Here is a 17,825-nt window from a genome sequence, read left to right on the forward strand (position 1 = left end):
AGCAGCGATGACCACCATCGAGTACCGACCGGCCCCGCCGCCGGTCAACTTCGGCTCCCTGACGACCGCGACGGGGACCGCCCCGCCGGTGGCCGCGGACGTCACGTACGAACGCATCCTCGACGCCCGCTCGGAACCGCAGAACTGGCTCACCTACTACGGCGCCTACGACGGGCAGCGGTACAGCCCGCTGGACCAGGTCGACACGGAGAACGTCACGCAGCTGAAGCTGGCGTGGGTGTTCAGCTTCGCCCCGCAGGGCCTGCACGCCGGCCAGTCGACCTACGCCTTCGAGAACTGCCCGATCGTCGTCGACGGCGTCATGTACGCCTCGGGGTGGGACGGGTGGGTCTGGGCCCTCGACGCCAGGACGGGCCAGCTGCTGTGGCAGTACAAGCACGCGATCCCGTTCGACACCTCGCTGTGCTGCGGCAACGTCAACCGCGGCGTCGCGGTGGCGAACGGGAAGGTCTTCGTCTGCACCCTGAACGCCCACGTGCTGGCGCTCGACGCGACCACGGGCGCGTGCATCTGGGACGTGACCAGCGGTGACGTCCGCGCCGGCGAGAGCCTCACGATCGCCCCGCTCGTCGTGAAGGACCGGGTGGTCGTCGGCAGCTCCGGCGGGGAGTTCGGGGTCCGCGGCCACCTCGACGCCTACGACATGGAGACCGGGGAGCGGGTGTGGCGCTGCTACACGATCCCGAAGCCCGGCGAGCCCGGGTCGGAGACCTGGCCCGCCGATGGTGACGCCTGGGCACGGGGTGGTGGCAACTGCTGGATCACGGGCACCTTCGACCCGGACACCAACCTCCTGTACTGGGGGACCGGTAACCCGGCGCCCGACTTCGACGGGGAGGTCCGGCCGGGCGACAACCTGCACACCGACAGCGTGATCGCGGTGGACGCCGACACCGGTGAGATCCGCTGGCACTACCAGTGCACCCCGCACGACCTGTGGGACTACGACAGCAACATGGAGTGCATCCTGTTCGAGCAGGACGGGCGCAAGCTGCTGGCCCACTTCGACAAGAACGGGTACTGCTTCGTCCTGGACCGCACCAACGGTGAGCGGGTGAACATCTTCCCGTTCGTCGACCGGATCACCTGGGGCGAGATCACCCCGGACGGCCAGGTGACGCCGCGGATCTACCCCGACAAGGAGGGGGAGGAGGTCCACTTCTACCCCGGGCCGGCCGGGGCCAAGGAGTGGACGCACGCCTCGTACAGCCCGAAGACGGGCCTGTTCTACGTCCCGGTGCAGGACATCGGTGCGACGGTCGCCCGCCGCCGGCGGGAGTTCAAGGAGAGCATCCCGTACTGGGGTGCGGCGGTCGTCGTGGACGCCGAGGACATGGCGGGATCGGTGTCGGCGTTCGACGCCACCGGCCAGGAGGTGTGGCGCTGGCGCAACGACCTGCCGATGTGCGCGTCGACGCTGGCAACAGGCGGTGACCTGGTGTTCGCCGGCACGCCGTCCGGGCAGTTCGTCGCGCTGGACGCGCGGACCGGTGAGCTGCTGTGGCAGTTCAACTGCGGCAGTGGTCACCACAGCAGCCCGAGCACCTACAGCGTCGACGGCAAGCAGTACATCGCCGTGCCGGTCGGCTGGGGGGCCTGGGTCGAGGGGTTCCTGCCCGGGATGATGGGCGGCCCCCACGGGCAGGCGATGATGGTCTTCTCCCTGCCCGACGGCATCGACTCGTCCGGGGGGAGGTGACAGCCGTGGACCGCGATGACCGCGTCTCCCTGCCCGTCGAGCAGGAGTGGGAGCCCCCCACGTTCGAGGAGATCCGGGTCTCCGCCGAGGTGACCGCCTACATGGGCGTCGTGGAGGACTGGGACTAGCCGGCAGCAGCCGGGTGGGGCGCCGGGCGGCACGGTCCGGCGCCCCCACCCGCGGTCCGGCACGGGAGCGCCGGGCACCTCACGGGGGACGGCCGTGCGACGAAGGGACGCCGATCGGCATGTGGGTGCGGGTCCTGGGGTCGGCCGCGGGCGGCGGGTTCCCGCAGTGGAACTGCGCCTGCCCGCCGTGCCGCGCGGTGCGGGACGGCTCCCGGCCGGCCCGGCCGCGCACCCAGTCGTCGATCGCGGTCAGCCCCGACCGGCGGCGCTGGTTCCTGCTCAACGCCTCACCCGACGTGCACGTCCAGATCGAGTCCTTCCCCGCGCTGCACCCCGCCGACGGGAGCCGGGGGGTCCCGCTGGAGACGGTGCTGCTCACCGACGCCGAGCTGGACTCCACGCTGGGTCTGCTGCTGCTGCGCGAGGGAGGGGGCCTGGTCGTCCACGCCACCGAGGCGACCCGCGAGGTCCTCTACGACGGGACCGGGTTGCTGCGCACGCTGGAGGCCTACTGCCCGGTCACGTGGCGGCCGGTCCTCCCCGGAGCCGACGTCCCGCTGGCCGACGGGCTCACCTACCGGGCCTTCGACGTGCCCACCACGAAGCGGGCGCGGTTCGGCGCGGGGGAGGCGAAGGGCCGGGTGGTCGGCTTCCGCCTGACCGACGAGCGCAGCGGCCGGGCACTCGTCCATCTCCCGGCCGTGCAGGACCTGACGGCGGTGCGCGACCAGCTCGAGGACTGCTCGTGCCTGCTCGTCGACGGGACCTGCTGGTCCGACGACGAGCTGATCCGGCTCGGCCTGGCCGGGAGGACGGCGCGCGAGATGGGGCACCTGCCGATCCACGGTCCCGGCGGCAGCCTCGAGCAGCTGGCCGCCCTGCGCATCGACCGGATGGTCTACATCCACATGAACAACACCAACCCGATCCTGCTCGAGAACTCGCCCGAGCGGCGGGCCGTCGAGCAGCACGGCCTGGAGGTCGCTGTGGACGGAATGGAGATCGAGGTGTGACGGCCACGCTGGCGGCAACGGAGACCGCGGACTTCGTGGCGGCGCTGCGCGCGCAGGCGCTGCGCTACCACGACCGCCATCCCTTCTCCCGGAGGATGAACGAGGGAGCCCTGAGCCGCGGGGAGATCCGGAGCTGGGTGGCCAACCGCTTCTACTACCAGGCGAACATCCCCCGCAAGGACGCCGCGATCCTCGCCAACTGTCCCGACCGCGAGGTGCGCCGTCGCTGGATCCGGCGCATCCACGACCACGACGGCACGGCCGAGGGCGAGGGCGGCATCGAGGCATGGCTGCGGCTGGGCGAGGCGGTGGGGTTGAGCCGGGAGGAGGTGGAGGACGAGCGGCACGTCGTCCCCGGGGTGCGGTTCGCCGTCGACGCCTACGTCACCTTCGCCCGTACCCGGCCGTGGGTCGAGGCGGTGGCCTCCTCGCTGACCGAGCTGTTCGCGCCCGACCTGATGGCCGAGCGCCTCGCGGCGTTCGAGCGCCACTACCCCTGGATCGATCCCGAGGGGCTGGCCTACTTCCGGGCCCGCCTGAGGCAGGCGCCCCGCGACTCCGAGCACGCCCTGGAGGTGGTGACGGCGCGGTGCCGGACCCCCGACCAGCGCGCCGCCGCCGTGGCGGCACTGTCCTTCAAGTGCGACGTCCTGTGGAGCATGCTCGATGCCATCGACTCCTCACGTGCAGACCGGTGACGGCGCCGCCCGCCCCCACCTGGCCCGCCACGTCCGGCTGAGGTTCGACCCGGCCCGGCAGCGGCACGTGCTGCTGACGCCGGAGGCGGTCTCCGTCCTGAACGGCACCGGCGCGGCCATCCTCGGCCTCTGCGACGGGACGCGGACGGTGAGCGAGATCGCGGCGGAGCTGCACGGGCGGTACGCGCGGGTGGACGACGACGAGGTGCGGCTCTTCCTCGACCGGCTCGCCGCCCGGCGCTGCCTCGAGGTCGACCAGGGCGAGGCCCGCCGTGGCTAGCGCGGCCGTGGACAGGCCGTTCGGGCTGCTGGCCGAGCTCACCTACGGCTGCCCGCTGCACTGCCCGTACTGCTCCAACCCCCTCGACCTCGCCGCCTACGCCGACGAGCTGACCACGGCGGAGTGGCTGCGGGTGCTCGCCGAGGCCCGGGCGCTCGGGGTGCTGCAGCTGCACCTCTCCGGCGGTGAGCCGCTCCTGCGCCGCGACCTGACCGAGATCGTGCGCAGCGCCAGCGAGCTGGGCCTCTACACGAACCTCATCACCAGCGCGCTCGGTCTGACGCCCCGCCGGGCCGGGCAGCTGCGCGCCGCGGGCCTCGACCACGTGCAGATCAGCGTCCAGGCCGACGAGCCGGCGCTGTCGGACCGCCTGGCCGGGACGCCGTCGTTCGCGCGCAAGCTGGCGGCCGCCCGGCTGGTGAAGGAGCTGGGCTGGCCGCTCACGCTCAACGTGGTCCTCCACCGGCACAACGTCGACCGGGTCGGGCGCGTCCTCGCCCTGGCCGAGGAGCTGGGGGCCGACCGGATCGAGCTGGCGCACACGCAGTACTACGGCTGGGCGCTGCGCAACCGCGCCGGCCTCCTGCCCAGCCGGGCGCAGCTGGAGTCCGCCGAGGCGGTGGTGCGGGCGGCGCGGGCCCGGCTGGAGGGGCGGATGGAGGTCATCTACGTCCTTCCCGACTACCACGGCCGGTACCCGAAACCCTGCATGGGTGGCTGGGGCCGCCGGCAGCTCACCGTTATCCCCAACGGCGAGGTGCTCCCGTGCCCGACGGCGCACACCCTGCCCCTGCCGCGGGCCAGCGTGCGGGAGCACTCCCTGGCCTGGATCTGGGAGTGCTCACCGGTGTTCCAGCGCTTCCGCGGCACGGACTGGATGCCCGACCCCTGCCGCAGCTGCCCACGCCGCGAGGTCGACTTCGGCGGGTGCCGCTGCCAGGCGTTCGCGCTCACCGGTGACGCCGCGCGCACGGACCCGGTCTGCCACCTCTCGCCCGACCACGGGATCGTCGCCGCAGCGGTGCAGGCTGCCGACGAGGCGGCGCAGTCACCGGCAGCGGTCCTCACCCCCCGGCCGAACCCGAGTCGCCGCGCGCGCCCCCAGTCGAGCGGGCGGGCGGCGCACCGGGCGTAGGTGTCCTGCCAGGGACAAGGGGCACCGACGAGGGCGGCGCCGGCGGGGGCCTTGTGAGGCCCGGTGGGGCGGGGCAGCATCGGCGGGGCCGACGGGGACGACCGTCCGGGGGGACACCGGCGATGGCCGAGGACACCCAGCTCCAGCGCAGCCCCTTCCTCGAGGGCCCGTACGCCCCGGTCACCGAGGAGATCACCGCCTTCGACCTACCGGTCACCGGCCGGTTGCCGGCCGAGCTGACCGGTCGCTACCTGCGCAACGGGCCCAACCCGCTGGGCCTGGACGACCCCGGGCAGCACTGGTTCCTCGGGCCGGGCATGGTGCACGGCGTCCGGCTGCGGGACGGCCGGGCCGAGTGGTACCGCAACCGCTGGGTCCGCTCCCGGGCGGTGGCCGAGGCCCTGGGGGAGACCTGGCCCGGCGGGCCGGTGCACAACGACACGGACTTCGCCGCCAACACCCACGTCCTCGCCCACGCCGGGCGCACGCTGGCCACCGTCGAGGCCGGCTCGCTGCCCTACGAGCTGACACCCGAGCTGGAGACGATCGGCCCCTGCGACTTCGGCGGCACGCTGCCCGGCGGGTACGCCGCGCACACCAAGCTCGACCGGCGGACCGGTGACCTGCACGCCCTCGCCTACTTCTGGGGTTGGGACCACGTGCAGCACGTCGTCATCGGCCCCGACGGCCGGGTCCGCCGCACGACCGACGTCCCGGTCGCCGACGGGCCGATGATGCACGACTTCGCCCTCACCGAGCGCTACGTGGTGCTGCTCGACCTGCCGGTCACCTTCAGCATGGACGCCGCGACCGCCGGATCGCGGCTGCCCTACACCTGGAACCCGGCGCACCCACCCCGGGTCGGGCTGCTGCCCCGGGAGGGCGCACCCGGGGCCCGGTGGTTCGAGGTGGACCCCTGCTGGGTGTTCCACACGCTCAACGCGTACGACGACGGCGACCGCGTCGTCGTCGACCTGTGCCGCTACGACGGCGGGTACGACCTGGCCGCACCGGCCGAGCAGGGACCGCTGACGCTGGACCGCTGGACCGTCGACCCCGTCCGCGGCACGGTCGCCGAGCAGCGCCTCGACGACCGGGCGCAGGAGTTCCCGCGCGTCGACGACCGGGTGGTCTCCCGGCCGCACCGGTTCGGCTACAGCGCCGCGCTCGGGGACGTCGGCCGGGACACCGTGGCGCCCAGCGGGGACTTCGCGGACGGCGCGTTCACCAATGCGCTGCTCAAGCACGACCTGGCCACCGGCACCGTGCAGGCGCACCCGTTCGGGCGGGACGCCGCCGTCGGCGAGGCGGTGTTCGCGCCGTCCGCGCCCCGGTCCGGCGAGGACGACGGCTACGTCCTGGCCTTCGTGCACGACCCCGACCGCGGGGCCGCCGACCTGGTGGTCCTCGCCGCGCAGGACTTCGCCGCCGGGCCCGTCGCGCGCGTGCACCTCCCGGTGCGGGTGCCGCTCGGCTTCCACGGCAACTGGATCGCCGACCCGGGCTAGCCGGGCGGGCCATTGCCGGTGAGCAGCGCGCCGACCGCCTCGAGGGTGTCCGCGTCGGCCGGTGTCCTGTCCGGCCGGTACCGGACCACCCGGGCGAAGCGCAGGGCGAGGCCGCCGGGGTAGCGGGGGCTGCGCTGCACGCCGTCCAGGGCGATCTCCACGACCAGCTCGGGCCGCAGCAGCACGCCCCACTCGGTCGTCTCGCGGGCCAGCTGGGGGAAGGTGTGGGTCTGCCAGTCCAGCAGCTCGTCGGTCATCCCCTTGAACGTCTTGCCCACCATCACCGGCTCCCCACCGTCGGGGTCGCGGGCGCCCAGGTGGATGTTGGACAGCTTTCCCGACCGGCGGCCGTACCCCCACTCCGCGCCGAGCACCACCAGGTCGAGGGTGTGCACCGGCTTGACCTTCTGCCACGCCCGGCCGCGCCGGCCCGCGGCGTAGGGCGCGCGGAGGTCCTTGACGACGACGCCCTCGTGGCCCTCGGCGAGCGCTCCGTCGAGCACCCCGGCCGCCTGGTCGGGGGTGGGCCGGCGGAGGCCGGGCATCCGCAGCGGCGCGTGCTCCTCGGCGGCGAGCAGCCCGGCGAGCGCGTCGAGGCGGACGTCGAGCGGCTCGTCGAGCAGGTCCCGGCCGTCGAGGTGCAGCAGGTCGAAGAAGAACGGGCTGAGCAGCACGGCGGCGGCGTCGTCGGCCCCGCCGTTCGGCAGCCGGCTGCCGAAGCGGCTCATCGTGTCCTGGAAGGCCCGGGGTCGGCCGTCGTCGTCCAGCGCCAGGGTCTCCCCGTCGAGCACGGCGGTGGTGCAGGGCAGCGCCCGGACGCGGTCCACCAGCTCGGGCACGCCGTCGGTGACCTCGCGCAGGGTGCGGGTCCACACGCGGATGGCGTCGCCGTCGCGGTGCACCTGGATCCGGGCGCCATCGAGCTTGAACTCCACGGTGACGTCGTCCCCGAGGTCGGCGAGCGCGGTGTCCAGCGACGAGCCGGGGCTGGCGAGCATCGGGCGCACCGGCCGGCCGACCTGCAGCCGCTCCGCCTCCAGCGCCGGGATCCCGCCGGAGCGCGCGGTGGCCGCCGTCCCCGGCAGGCTGCCGGAGAGCATGAAGGCCCGCCGGACGACGGGGGCGGGGACCCCGGCGGCCGCGGCGATCGACTCCAGCACCACGCCCTCCAGCGCCCCCTGGCGCAGCTCGCCGGTGAGCAGGCGGACGAGGAACCGCTGCTCGTCGGCGGTGGCGGCGGTGAACAGCACCTCGAGCACGGTCTCCCGGCGGGCCGTCGACCCCGGGCCGGACGTCGCGGCCAGCTCGGTGAAGGCCCGGTCGACGGCGGCGACGGTCAGCGCGGGCGCCGGTGCGGGGTCGTGCGCCAGCCGGGTGAGCGTCCGCCGGCCCACGCCCAACCGGCCCTGCAGCATGTCGCCGGCGAGCCACGCGGTGACCGGCCGCACCTCGTCGGGAGCCGCCCGCCGGAGCAGCTCGGCGATCGCCGCGGCCTTGGCGGTCCGGGACCGCGTGGCCGCGACCGCGGCGGAGGCGGCGAGGACGTCGGCGAGCAGCACGGCGCCATCGTCGCAGTCCGCCGACCGGGAGGTCAGGCGCCGCGGTAGGTGCCGAGCGCCCAGAGATTGCCGTCCGCGTCGCGGACGTCGAACTCGTGGGAGCCGTAGTCGGTGTCGTGCAGCTCCCGCAGGACCGCCACGCCGTCCATGCCGCGGACGCGCTGCCAGGCGGCGTCGACGGTGGCGGCGTCGGCGGCGACGACGTAGACGCCCTGCGGGCCGAGCGCGCCCCAGTCGCCGGCCTTGCCGCGGCTGCCGAACATCACGCCCCCGCCGTCGGGCCAGCGGGCCTCGGCGTGCTCGACGGTGCCGTCGTCGCCGCGGTAGCAGGCGGTGACGACGAAGCCCAGCCCCTCGGTGAGGAACCGGATGCCGGCGTCGACGTCGGAGAACCCGACGCTGGGCCAGACGCTGGGGGCCGGCGGCCCGTCGACGCGGGGGGTGGGGTCAGCGGTGGTCGGCTGGGGGGAGGTCATGCACGGAGGATGCACCGGGCACCGTGTCGGTGTCTTGGAGAAATGGGAGCTCCTCGCGCAGCCAGGTGCCCGGCGTGCAGCCGGCCAGCTCCCGCCACTCCCGGGCCAGGTGCGGCTGGTCGGTGTAGCCGCAGCGGACGGCGACGTCGGCCAGCGGCGGGCAGCGCGGGTCGAGCAACAGCCGCCGGGCGGCCTGGAACCGGGCGATCCGTGCCGCATGTTTGGGAGTGAGCCCCGTCGCGAGCCGGAACCGCTCGCTCAGGTGCCGTCGGCTCCACCCGACGTGCGCGGCGAGGTCGCCGATCCGGCAGCGGCCGGCGCTGCTGTGCACCAGCCGCCACGCCTCCCGGACCTCCGGCGCCGGGACGGCGGGCTCGGTGAGCCGGGCGAGCAGGGCCGCGTCCAGGCGGGCGAACCGCTGGGCCCAGCCCGGCGCCGCGGCCAGGTCCTCCACCAGGCCGTCGGCGGCCGGACCGAGCACGTCGCGCAGGTCGGCGGTGCGCTCGGCGAGCTCGAGGGCCGGGAGGCCGAGCAGGGCGGGCGCGGCCAGCGGGGACAGGCCGTACTGCAGCCCGTCCTGCGGGCGGGTGGCATCGATGAACGCCGGGCGGGTGCACAGGCCGCCGACGACCGCGTGCGCCTCGACGGCCGTGCCCTGGCCGGTCACCCGCAGCGGCGCGGCCAGCTCGACGACCAGCGTGAGGTGCCGGGAGGGCAGGCCGCGGTGGACGCCGGTCGGGAACGCCGGTGCCCGGTAGCCGTGCGCCGTGGCGACGAAAGGCCGCAGCGGGGGAGGGACGCGGTGCTGCACGAGGAGCATCGGCGACCTCCCTCCCGGACTGGCGTCCCGCGCGGGTCATCCTGCCCGCCGGGACCGCCCCGCGGGAGCTCAGCGCGGCGGCGTGGCCTCCCCGGAACCTGTCCGACCCCTCAGCGACACTGCGCCGGTGAGCCGCGTCGTCCTCCTGCGCCGCGGGGCGGCCGTGGAGGCGCGGGAGTGCGCCGAGGACGGGACGGCGGTCGAGGTGACGCGGCTGCCCGCCGGGGAGCTCGCCCGGTTCGTCCGGGAGCGGGAACGCACCCCGGTCCGGTGGGTGTGGGACGACACCACCCGCTGGTACCCGGCGCTCCTGGCGTCCGGCGTCCGCGTGGAGCGCTGCACGGACCTGCGGCTCACCCACGCCGTCCTCCGGCGCTCGCCGTTCGTCGACCAGGCCCGGCTGGCCGGCGAGGAGACCTCCGGGTGGGACGCGCTGCAGCCGGTTCCGCCCGCCGACCCCGCACTCTTCCCCCTCGCCGACCCCGCCGACCGGCTCGACCCGGTCGCCGAGCACGACCGCCAGCAGGCGGCTCTCGCCGCCTCGGCGCAGCCCGGCCGCCTCGGCCTGCTGCTCGCCGCCGAGTCCTCCGGCGCGCTGGTGGCCGCCGAGATGACACATGCCGGGCTGCCGTGGCGGGCCGACGTGCACGACCGGCTGCTCACCGAGCTGCTGGGCCCCCGGCCGCGGCCCGGTCATCGGCCGGCGGTGCTCGAGCGGCTGGCGGTGGAGATCCGCGCGTCGCTCGGTGCTCCCGGGCTGAACCCCGACTCGCCCGGCGAGCTGCTGCGCGCTCTGCAGGCGGCGGGACTGCCGGTCGGTGACACCCGCTCGTGGACGCTCGAGACGCTCGACCATCCCGGCATCCCGCCCCTGCTGGAGTACAAGAAGCTGGCACGGCTGCTCGCGGCCAACGGCTGGAACTGGCTGGAGAGCTGGGTGCGCGAGGGCCGGTTCCGCTCGTCCTTCCTGCCCGGCGGGGTGGTGACCGGCCGGTGGGCGTCCACCGGCGGGGGAGCGCTGTCGGTTCCCGTCCAGGTGCGCCCGGCGGCGGTGGCCGACGACGGCTGGCGGCTCGTCGTCGCCGACGTCGCCCAGCTGGAGCCGCGCGTCCTCGCCGGCATGAGCGGGGACACGGCGATGGCCGAGGCGGCACGCTCGGCCGACCTCTACCAGGGCATCGTCGCCGGTGGGGCCGTGGCGACCCGGGCCGAGGCCAAGGTCGGGATGCTCGGCGCGCTGTACGGCGGCACCCGGGGCGAGAGCGGGCGCATGCTGCCCCGCCTGGCCCGCCGGTACCCCCGGGCGATCGGGCTGGTGGAGGAGGCCGCCCGGGCGGGGGAGCGGGGCGAGGTGGTGCACACCCTGCTCGGCCGGGGGTCCCCGGCGCCCACCGGGGCCTGGGCGGAACGGGCGGTGGACCTGGGGGAGCCGCCGGACGAGCGGGACGCGCGGCCGGACGGGGACCGGCACCGCCGCGCCTGGGGCCGGTTCACCCGCAACTTCGTCGTCCAGGGCACCGGCGCGGAGTGGACGCTGTGCTGGCTGGCCGACCTCCGCAACCGGCTGTGGCGCCTCGGCGGCACCGGGCGGGTGGAGGAGCGGCCGCACCTGGTCTTCTTCCTCCACGACGAGGTCGTCGTCCACGCCCCCGAGCACCTGGCCGCGGCCGTCGTCGAGGAGGTGCGGCGGGCCGCGGCCACGGCGGGCCGGCTGCTGTTCGGCGCCTTCCCCGTCGACTTCCCGCTCGACGTCGCGGTCGTCGAGTCCTGGGCCGACGCCGGGTGAGTCTCCGATACCGTGCGGACGGTTCCGTGGCGGAACCCGCGCCGGCCGGCTCAACAGAACCCGGACGCTGCCGATCCCCCGCCATCGACCATTCATGTGCCCCGGCGCCGCCGGCCGGCACCGTCGCCGGAAAGAGGCTCATGAGCGAGGCGCTGTGGACACACCGGCCGCAGCCGCAGCCGGGTTCCCCGGTGCGCGGCGTCTGGCGCGGTGCACCCACCACGCTGGCCGAGCTCCGCGCGCTGCGGTTGCAGCTGCGCGCGGTGCTCGACGACGGCGGCCGGCCGCCCGGGGCCACCGACGACGACGTGGCGCGGCTGCTGCAGGCCTTCGAGGAGCTCGGCAGCAACGGGGTGCGGCACGGCGGCGGGCTGGTGCAGATGATCCTGACGACCGGCGCCTCCGGCTGGCTGCTGGAGGTCAGCGACGCGGCCGGACACGCCCCGCCGGCCCCGGCCGTCGACCGGGACGCCGCCCTCGGCGGGCTGGGCCTGTACCTGGTCGCCCGGCTCTGCAGCGCCCACGGCTGGACGGCCGGGGAGGGCGGCCGCAAGGTCGTGTGGGCCAGCGTGGACTTCACCGGCGACGCCACCCCGCCGGACGCCCCGGCCCCCGCCCCCGCGCCGCAGCCGGCGGTGGCCGGTCCGACCGGCGCGCCCGCCCAGGGGCCGGCGGCCGCGCCCCGGACGACGCCGGGCGTCCCCCGCGGCGGTGCCGCGAGGGTGCGGCGGCACCGCCGCTTCGTCTCCCGCGCCGCGGCCCCCCGGCTGAGCGCCGTCTTCGTCGCCGTCGTCCTGACGGTCACCCTGCTGCTGGCGTGGCTCGCGTCGACGGTCAACGCCAACAACAACGAGCGGCTGCTGCAGAAGCAGGTCGCCCAGGCCGCGACGCTGCTGGTCACCCAGGTGGCGGTGATCCAGACGCAGATGGCCGACGCCGGGCAGGTCGCCACGGCCACCAGCGGCCGGCCGGCCCCGTTCACCCGCTTCGCGGCCTCGACGGCCGCCGTGCCGGGGACGTCGCTGTCGCTGTGGCGGGTCGACGGCGACCGGGTCGAGCAGCTGGCCGTGCACGGCCCCGACCCGCAGCTGCCGCCCGGTGGCCCGGCGCCCTTCTTCACCGGCCTGGAGCCGACCGGTCGGCTCAGCGTCGCCGGCATCCTGCAGGGCCCCGAGCCCCGCCTGGCCTACGCGCTGATGCCCGCCGACGACCCCGGAGGCCTGGTGGTCTACGCCGAGATCCCGCTGAACCGCCAGGTCTCGGTGCAGCCGGGCGAGGCGTTCAGCGGCCTGGACCTGGCGGTCTTCCTGGGTCGGACGACCGCCGCCGACCAGCTGGTGCAGACCACCGCGCCGCTCCCGATCCGCGGCGACACCGCCACCACCCGCGTCCCCTTCGGCGACACCGAGCTCACCGTCGTCGCCGCGTCGCGTTCCGGGCTGACCGGCTCGCTGTCGGCCGCCCTGCCGTGGATCGTGCTCGGCGTCGGCGGCGTGCTGGCCGTCGGGGGCGGCGCGGTGGTGGAGACCCTCTCCCGGCGGCGGGCCGTCGCCGAGCGGCTGGCCGCCGAGAACCAGCGGCTCTACCAGCAGCAGCGCAGCATCGCCAGCGGCCTGCAGCACGCGCTGCTGCCCGAGGTGCCGCACGTGGACGGCATCGAGATCGCCGCCCGCTACGTCGCCGGCGCCGACGGAATGGAGGTCGGCGGGGACTGGTACGACGTCATCACCCGCCCGTCGGGGGAGTGCGTGTTCGTCGTCGGCGACATCTCCGGCCGGGGGCTGCCCGCGGCGACGACGATGGCCGCGCTCCGCTTCGCGGTGCGGTCCTACGTGGCCCAGGGCGACGACATCGCCACCGTCCTGACCCGGCTGCGGGGGCTGCTCGACATCGAGGTCGACCACCAGTTCGCGACCGTGCTGCTCGGTGAGCTGGACCCGGCGGCCGGCCTGGTCCGGGTCGTCTCCGCCGGGCACTTCGGCCCGCTGCTGGTCCGCGCGGGCCACGCCGAGTTCCTGGAGGTCCCGGCGGCCCGCCCGATCGGGGTGGCGCCCTCGGCGTCCCCGGCGGTGACGGAGGCACGGGTCTCGGGGCCGGCGACCCTGCTGGCGTTCACCGACGGGGCCGTCGAGCGCCTCGGCGAGGTCCTCGACACCGGGCTGGAGCGGCTGCGGGCGACGGCGGCCGCCGCGGACACGCAGCCGCTGCCGGAGCTCCTGGACGAGCTGATGCAGGCGCAGACCGGGGACGGCGGCCGGGACGACACGGTGATCCTCGGCCTGCGCTGGACGCCCGTCGGCGGATAGGGCCGCGCCACCCCTTCCCCGTCGTGGTGGAGGGCGCACGACGCCGCGGCTATGACGCGCCGGTCTCCTGCCGGGAGGGCACCAGCGCCATCGGTGAGGTGGAGTGCCGGAGAAGCCACCGGTGCAGCCCGTCCAGGGACCGGTGGAACCTGCCGGCGTGCCCGGTGGTGAGGACCAGCAGGGGCGTCGGTCCGGCCGCGTCGAGCAGGTCGACGCCGGGTGCACCGGGCATCGAGCGGTACGCCACCGCGAGGTCGGGGAACTGCCCGGCCCAGCCGTCCGCCTGCGCCGCCCCGCCGGCCCGCGTCTGCAGCACGGCGAGCCCCCGGCCGGTCCGGCGGGCGGCCGCCGCCGCGAAGGCGGCGACGGCGCGGTCATCGGCGGTGTCGCCCAGACCGAGGATCGCGACGACCGGGCGCCCCGGGGTCCGCTCGGGGTGGGTGCGGGGCACGGCGACCACCGGCTGCGTCGACCGCGCGGACACCTTCTGCACCACGGCGGCCAGGACGAGTTCGTCGACCGCGCCCGTGGTGGAGATGCCGAGAACGAGCAGTTGCCCGGCCGCGGCCGCCCGGAGCAGCGCGGGAACCGGCCCGCCCGGGTCGATCGTGGTCGAGACCGCCGTTCCGGGCGCGGTGTGCCGGGCGACGGTGTAGGCGACGGCGGCGATCCGGCGCGCGCGGGGCAGTTCGGGCGAGGCCGCGCTGCGGGACCCGGGTTCGCCGAGATAGGGGGCGGCGTGGACGATCCGCAGCGGCGCTCCGCGGGTCCGTGCCTCGCGGGCGGCCCAGCTCACGGCGGACAGGGCGGTCCGGCTGCCGTCCACGCCGACGACGACGTCCCGCGGCGGCGGGCTGCCGACGGTGCCCTCGGCTCCCGCGTCGGCACCGGTGGCGACCAGGTTCTGCGTCTTCACGTCAGCTGCTCCCTCGGCTCGGAGATGGAGTGCACAGCGGCCTCGCCCGAGGCTGCCGAGGAGTGGATGAGAGGTCCGTGAGAAGCGCGGCCCGGGTACTGCGGCCGGTCCGCTCGACGCCTCACCCCGGGTGCCGCGGCAGGCGCACGGTGACCGCGGCGCCCCCCAGGGGGCCGTCGTTGCGCGCCTCGACGGTGCCGCCGTGGGCGGTCACCACCGCGCGGACGATCGACAGGCCCAGCCCCGCGCCGGCGCCGCGGCCGGTGCGGGACCGCTCGCCCCGGACGAACCGTTCGAACGCCGCGTGCAGCACCTCGGGTGGCAGGCCGGGGCCGTCGTCGGCGACCTCGAGTGCGACGGCCCCCGGGCCGGCGGTCGTGTGCAGCCGCACCGTGGTCGCGCCCGCGGCGGCGCTGTTCTGCACGAGGTTGACCAGGACCTGCCGCAGCCGGACGTCGTCGCCCACGACCACGACCGGGTCGCCCGACACCCGGATGCGCAGCCCGAGCGCCGGCCGGAGGCGGGCCGCCTCGCTCGCGACCAGGTCCAGCAGGTCGATCGGCTCCTCGCGGAGGATCAGCGAGCCGGCCCGCTCGCGGGCCAGGAGGAGCAGGTCCTCGGCGAGCCGGGACAGGCGCTCGGCCTCGTCGAGCGCGGTCAGCAGCGCCCGTTCCCGCTCGCCGGGGTCGTCGGCAGCCAGCAGGGCGAGCTCGAGCTCCCCGCGGAGCACCGCGACGGGCGTGCGCAGCTCGTGGCTGGCATCGTCGACGAAGGCGCGTTCCCGCTCGAAGGCGACGCGCAGCCGGACGAGCATCGCGTCGAGGGTGGCCGCCAGCCGGGCGACCTCGTCGTCGCCGGGCACCGTCGGCAGGGTCCGCTCGGCGTCGAAGGAGACGATCGAGGCCACCTCGCGGGTCAGCACGTCCACCGGCTGCAGCGCCGCCCGGATGACCAGCCAGCCGGCTCCCGCCACGGCAGCGAGGAGCAGGGGTGCGGCGAGGAGGAGCACCTGCAGCAGCCCCTGGCGGGCCTGGCGCAGCGGTTCCACGGAGACCCCCACGCTGAGCACCCGGGCGTCGTCGAGCGGTTGGGACAGCACGCGGGCGACCACCTCCGCGGCCCCGCCGCGGGCGGGCAGGATGCGGGTCTCCAGGCGGTCGGTGTCGAGGTGGCGGACCTCGCCGGCGGCGAGCAGCCGCCGCTCGCCCAGCGACGGGGAGCCGGCCAGCAGGGCGCCGTCGGCCGCGTAGAGCTGGGCCAGCGGGTCCCGTGCGACCGCGTCGGCCCCGCCGGCCGCGACGGCGGCGGCCAGATCGTTCCCGCGGGCGGTCAGGTCCCTGTCGAGCGTGGTGGCCAGCTGCCGGTCGAGGGTGATGTACAGCAGCGCCAGGGCGAGCCCGACGGCGGCGGCCGCCCCGAGCGTGACCACCAGCGTCAGCCGTGCCCGCAACGAGCGCGGTCCCAGTCGCACCCCACCTCACCCGGCCTCGTCCCCGTGCCTGCCATGCGGGCAGGGCAAGGGTGATCCGGGGCGGCCGCCCCCGGCCAGTGCCTCCTCACCGTCTTCTCATCGAGCCGGTCGCAGCCTTCGGACGTGACCGTGCACGGCTCCGCCTCGCCACCCCGGCACCGGACCGGCCTCACCGGGCTCCGCCGGCGAGCGGGCTGGGAGCTGCACCCGGGGGTGCCGTCGGCCGGCCGGCCGAGCTGCCGGGAACGGGCGGTGACCTGGGTCGGGGGCCGCATCGGGTCGTGGACGTTCGTCGTCGTGATCGCCGTCCTGCTGGAGGTGGGCATGGTCGCGGCGATCCGGCAGGACGAGGTGGACGGCGCGGTCGCAGTGCTCGGGGTCGTGGTCTCCGGGCTGGTGCTGCTCGGCCTGTCCGTGCTCCTCATGACCGTCCGCCGGGCCGACCGGGTCGCGCAGGAGCTGGCCCTGCACCACCTGGAGGCGACCCGGCGGACGGCGGCCGAGCTCGAGGAGCTGCGTGGCCAGGTGGAGCGGCTGGCCGTCGACGTGGCCCGGCTCAACGCGCGGCTGCGGGCGTGGCCGCGGTAGGAGTGGGGAAAGCAGATGATCACGACGGGGACCGTCGGCGGACCGGGCCGTTCCTTCCTAGGCTGGCCGGCGTGCGGCTCCTCGTCGTAGAGGACGACCCGGGCATGGCCGCGATGCTGGTGCGCAGCCTCACGCACGAGCAGTACGCGGTCGACGCCGTCGGTACCGGTGAGGACGCGCTGTGGAGCGTCCGGGAGAACGACTACGACGGCGTCGTGCTCGACGCGATGATCCCGCCCCCCGACGGCTTCGAGGTCTGCCGACGGCTGCGCGCCGCGGGGCACTGGGTCCCGGTCCTCATGCTGACCGCCCGGGACGGCGTGCCCGACCGGGTCCGCGGCCTCGACGCCGGCGCCGACGACTACCTGACCAAGCCGTTCGCGCTGGCCGAGCTGTTCGCGCGGGTGCGCGCGCTCACCCGCCGGGACCCGCTCGAGCGCCCCGTCGCCCTGCGGGTCGGCGACCTGGAGCTGGACCCGGTGGCGCACGTCGTCCGCCGGGGCGGGGCCGAGATCGCCCTGTCCCCGAAGGAGTTCGCGCTGCTGCAGGAGCTCATGCGGCGGCCGGGGGAGGCGCTGAGCAGGAGCTATCTCATCGACCACGTCTGGGACTTCGCCTACGACGGCGGGTCCAACGTCGTGGACGTGTACGTGCGCTACCTGCGGAAGAAGGTCGACCGGCCGTTCGGGCGGGACACCCTCCGCACCGTGCGTGGCGCCGGCTACCGGCTCGATCCGGACGCATGAGACCGGCGCGGCGCTGCCTACGGGCAGGCCGGGAGGGTGAGCCCGCGCCGTGGGCTCTCACCGGACTCTCACCGAGCCCCCGCCAGGGTGGGACCGGCAGCACCGACCCACGCCACCGCAGGCAGCACGGAGGACAGGAGGAAGGGCATGACCACGAGCGAGCGCACCGCTGTACGAGCGCACACCGACGACGTGGTGGGACGTCGCGTCTACACCGGCCTGACCGGCCTGACTGCCCTCGCGGTGCTGCTGCAAGGCGTCTGGGCCGGCCTGTTCCTGCAGCACGACGGCCAGCGGGACGTGGCCGCCGGCTGGATCGTCCTCCACGCCCGCGACGGGGAGGTGGCCATCGCGCTGGCCGTCCTGGCCGCGGGGTGGGCCCTGATCCGGCTCCGGTCGCGCCGGGACCTCGTCATCGGCGCGATCGTGCTGGCCGTCCTGCTCGTCGTCGAGGCGTACCTGGGTGGCCTCATCTACCTCGACGGCGTGACCGCACTCACCCCCGTGCACGTGCCCCTGGCCCTGCTCATCATGGGCCTGGCCGTGTGGCTGCCCCTCCGGGCATCGGAGTGGCCCGGCGGGCGAGCATCCGGCCGGTGAGCCCCGGTCGGTGAGCACCGCGCTGGTCCTGCCCTCGGCGGGTCCCGGTACCTGACCGGCCCGGACGCCCTGTCC

The 17,825-nt window shown here is 75.7% G+C and carries 17 protein-coding genes; 12 read left to right on the top strand and 5 right to left on the bottom strand.

Features of this window, described 5'->3' with window-relative positions:
* The first annotated feature begins 7 nt into the window (after window positions 1–7).
* The 7 genes from BMZ50_RS18670 (at window position 8) to BMZ50_RS18700 (ending at window position 6,482) form a co-directional block, all read left to right on the top strand.
* Entirely contained in the window at window positions 8–1,720 is a 1,713-nt protein-coding gene (locus BMZ50_RS18670; protein ID WP_091327957.1) for a PQQ-dependent dehydrogenase, methanol/ethanol family, read from the top strand.
* Window positions 1,721–1,725: 5 nt separating this feature from the next.
* Window positions 1,726–1,848 (top strand): pyrroloquinoline quinone precursor peptide PqqA, encoded by a 123-nt coding sequence (gene pqqA, locus BMZ50_RS23800; RefSeq protein WP_218146337.1) that lies wholly within the window; start codon window positions 1,726–1,728, stop codon window positions 1,846–1,848.
* Between the two features lie 119 nt (window positions 1,849–1,967).
* Window positions 1,968–2,861: a pyrroloquinoline quinone biosynthesis protein PqqB gene (pqqB, locus tag BMZ50_RS18680; protein WP_091327963.1), complete on the top strand. Its 894-nt coding sequence runs from the start codon at window positions 1,968–1,970 to the stop codon at window positions 2,859–2,861.
* A complete protein-coding gene (pqqC, locus tag BMZ50_RS18685) occupies window positions 2,858–3,559 on the top strand; it encodes a pyrroloquinoline-quinone synthase PqqC (RefSeq protein ID WP_091327966.1) in 702 nt (233 codons plus the stop codon). Before pqqB ends, pqqC begins: the two co-directional genes overlap by 4 nt.
* Entirely contained in the window at window positions 3,546–3,839 is a 294-nt protein-coding gene (gene pqqD / locus BMZ50_RS18690; protein WP_218146338.1) for a pyrroloquinoline quinone biosynthesis peptide chaperone PqqD, read from the top strand. Before pqqC ends, pqqD begins: the two co-directional genes overlap by 14 nt.
* Window positions 3,832–4,974 carry a pyrroloquinoline quinone biosynthesis protein PqqE gene (gene pqqE, locus BMZ50_RS18695; protein WP_091327971.1) on the top strand — a complete coding sequence of 381 codons (1,143 nt, stop codon included), beginning with the start codon at window positions 3,832–3,834 and terminating at the stop codon, window positions 4,972–4,974. Before pqqD ends, pqqE begins: the two co-directional genes overlap by 8 nt.
* Before the next feature lie 122 nt (window positions 4,975–5,096).
* The gene (locus tag BMZ50_RS18700) at window positions 5,097–6,482 is read left to right on the top strand and encodes a carotenoid oxygenase family protein (RefSeq protein ID WP_091327974.1); all 1,386 of its coding nucleotides are present in this window, start codon (window positions 5,097–5,099) and stop codon (window positions 6,480–6,482) included.
* Here the strand turns inward: BMZ50_RS18700 and BMZ50_RS18705 are convergent.
* From BMZ50_RS18705 to BMZ50_RS18715, 3 genes are read right to left on the bottom strand one after another with little or no spacing between them, the layout of a single operon-like run.
* Window positions 6,479–8,041 (bottom strand): ATP-dependent DNA ligase, encoded by a 1,563-nt coding sequence (locus BMZ50_RS18705; protein ID WP_091327977.1) that lies wholly within the window; start codon window positions 8,039–8,041, stop codon window positions 6,479–6,481. The genes BMZ50_RS18700 and BMZ50_RS18705 overlap by 4 nt on opposite strands.
* 32 nt (window positions 8,042–8,073) lie before the next feature.
* A complete protein-coding gene (locus BMZ50_RS18710) occupies window positions 8,074–8,517 on the bottom strand; it encodes a VOC family protein (RefSeq protein ID WP_091327980.1) in 444 nt (147 codons plus the stop codon).
* Complete coding sequence (locus tag BMZ50_RS18715; RefSeq protein WP_091327983.1) at window positions 8,489–9,337, bottom strand: AraC family transcriptional regulator; 849 nt, start codon at window positions 9,335–9,337, stop codon at window positions 8,489–8,491. Before BMZ50_RS18715 ends, BMZ50_RS18710 begins: the two co-directional genes overlap by 29 nt.
* A 127-nt stretch (window positions 9,338–9,464) precedes the next feature.
* Here BMZ50_RS18715 and BMZ50_RS18720 point away from each other — a divergent pair, with 127 nt between their 5' ends.
* Window positions 9,465–11,123 (top strand): bifunctional 3'-5' exonuclease/DNA polymerase, encoded by a 1,659-nt coding sequence (locus BMZ50_RS18720; protein ID WP_091327986.1) that lies wholly within the window; start codon window positions 9,465–9,467, stop codon window positions 11,121–11,123.
* Between the two features lie 140 nt (window positions 11,124–11,263).
* Window positions 11,264–13,429 (top strand): SpoIIE family protein phosphatase, encoded by a 2,166-nt coding sequence (locus BMZ50_RS24575; RefSeq protein WP_091327990.1) that lies wholly within the window; start codon window positions 11,264–11,266, stop codon window positions 13,427–13,429.
* Window positions 13,430–13,478: 49 nt separating this feature from the next.
* Here BMZ50_RS24575 and BMZ50_RS18730 read toward each other — a convergent pair whose 3' ends face one another.
* Window positions 13,479–14,345: a universal stress protein gene (locus BMZ50_RS18730; RefSeq protein ID WP_245753728.1), complete on the bottom strand. Its 867-nt coding sequence runs from the start codon at window positions 14,343–14,345 to the stop codon at window positions 13,479–13,481.
* Between the two features lie 121 nt (window positions 14,346–14,466).
* The gene (locus BMZ50_RS18735; RefSeq protein ID WP_091327993.1) at window positions 14,467–15,816 is read right to left on the bottom strand and encodes a sensor histidine kinase; all 1,350 of its coding nucleotides are present in this window, start codon (window positions 15,814–15,816) and stop codon (window positions 14,467–14,469) included.
* A gap of 123 nt (window positions 15,817–15,939) precedes the next feature.
* On the opposite strand from BMZ50_RS18735, the gene BMZ50_RS18740 reads away from it, so the two are divergent.
* The 3 genes from BMZ50_RS18740 to BMZ50_RS18750 all read left to right on the top strand — a co-directional run bounded on the left by BMZ50_RS18740 (window position 15,940) and on the right by BMZ50_RS18750 (window position 17,750).
* A complete protein-coding gene (locus BMZ50_RS18740; protein ID WP_091327997.1) occupies window positions 15,940–16,404 on the top strand; it encodes a hypothetical protein in 465 nt (154 codons plus the stop codon).
* Window positions 16,405–16,475: 71 nt separating this feature from the next.
* The gene (locus tag BMZ50_RS18745; protein ID WP_091328001.1) at window positions 16,476–17,150 is read left to right on the top strand and encodes a response regulator transcription factor; all 675 of its coding nucleotides are present in this window, start codon (window positions 16,476–16,478) and stop codon (window positions 17,148–17,150) included.
* Window positions 17,151–17,297: 147 nt separating this feature from the next.
* Window positions 17,298–17,750, top strand: coding sequence for a hypothetical protein (locus BMZ50_RS18750; RefSeq protein WP_091328006.1), 453 nt, complete (start codon window positions 17,298–17,300; stop codon window positions 17,748–17,750).
* Window positions 17,751–17,825: the final 75 nt, after the last annotated feature.

Source organism: Geodermatophilus ruber (assembly GCF_900114385.1).
Classification (GTDB): Bacteria; Actinomycetota; Actinomycetes; order Mycobacteriales; family Geodermatophilaceae; genus Geodermatophilus; species Geodermatophilus ruber.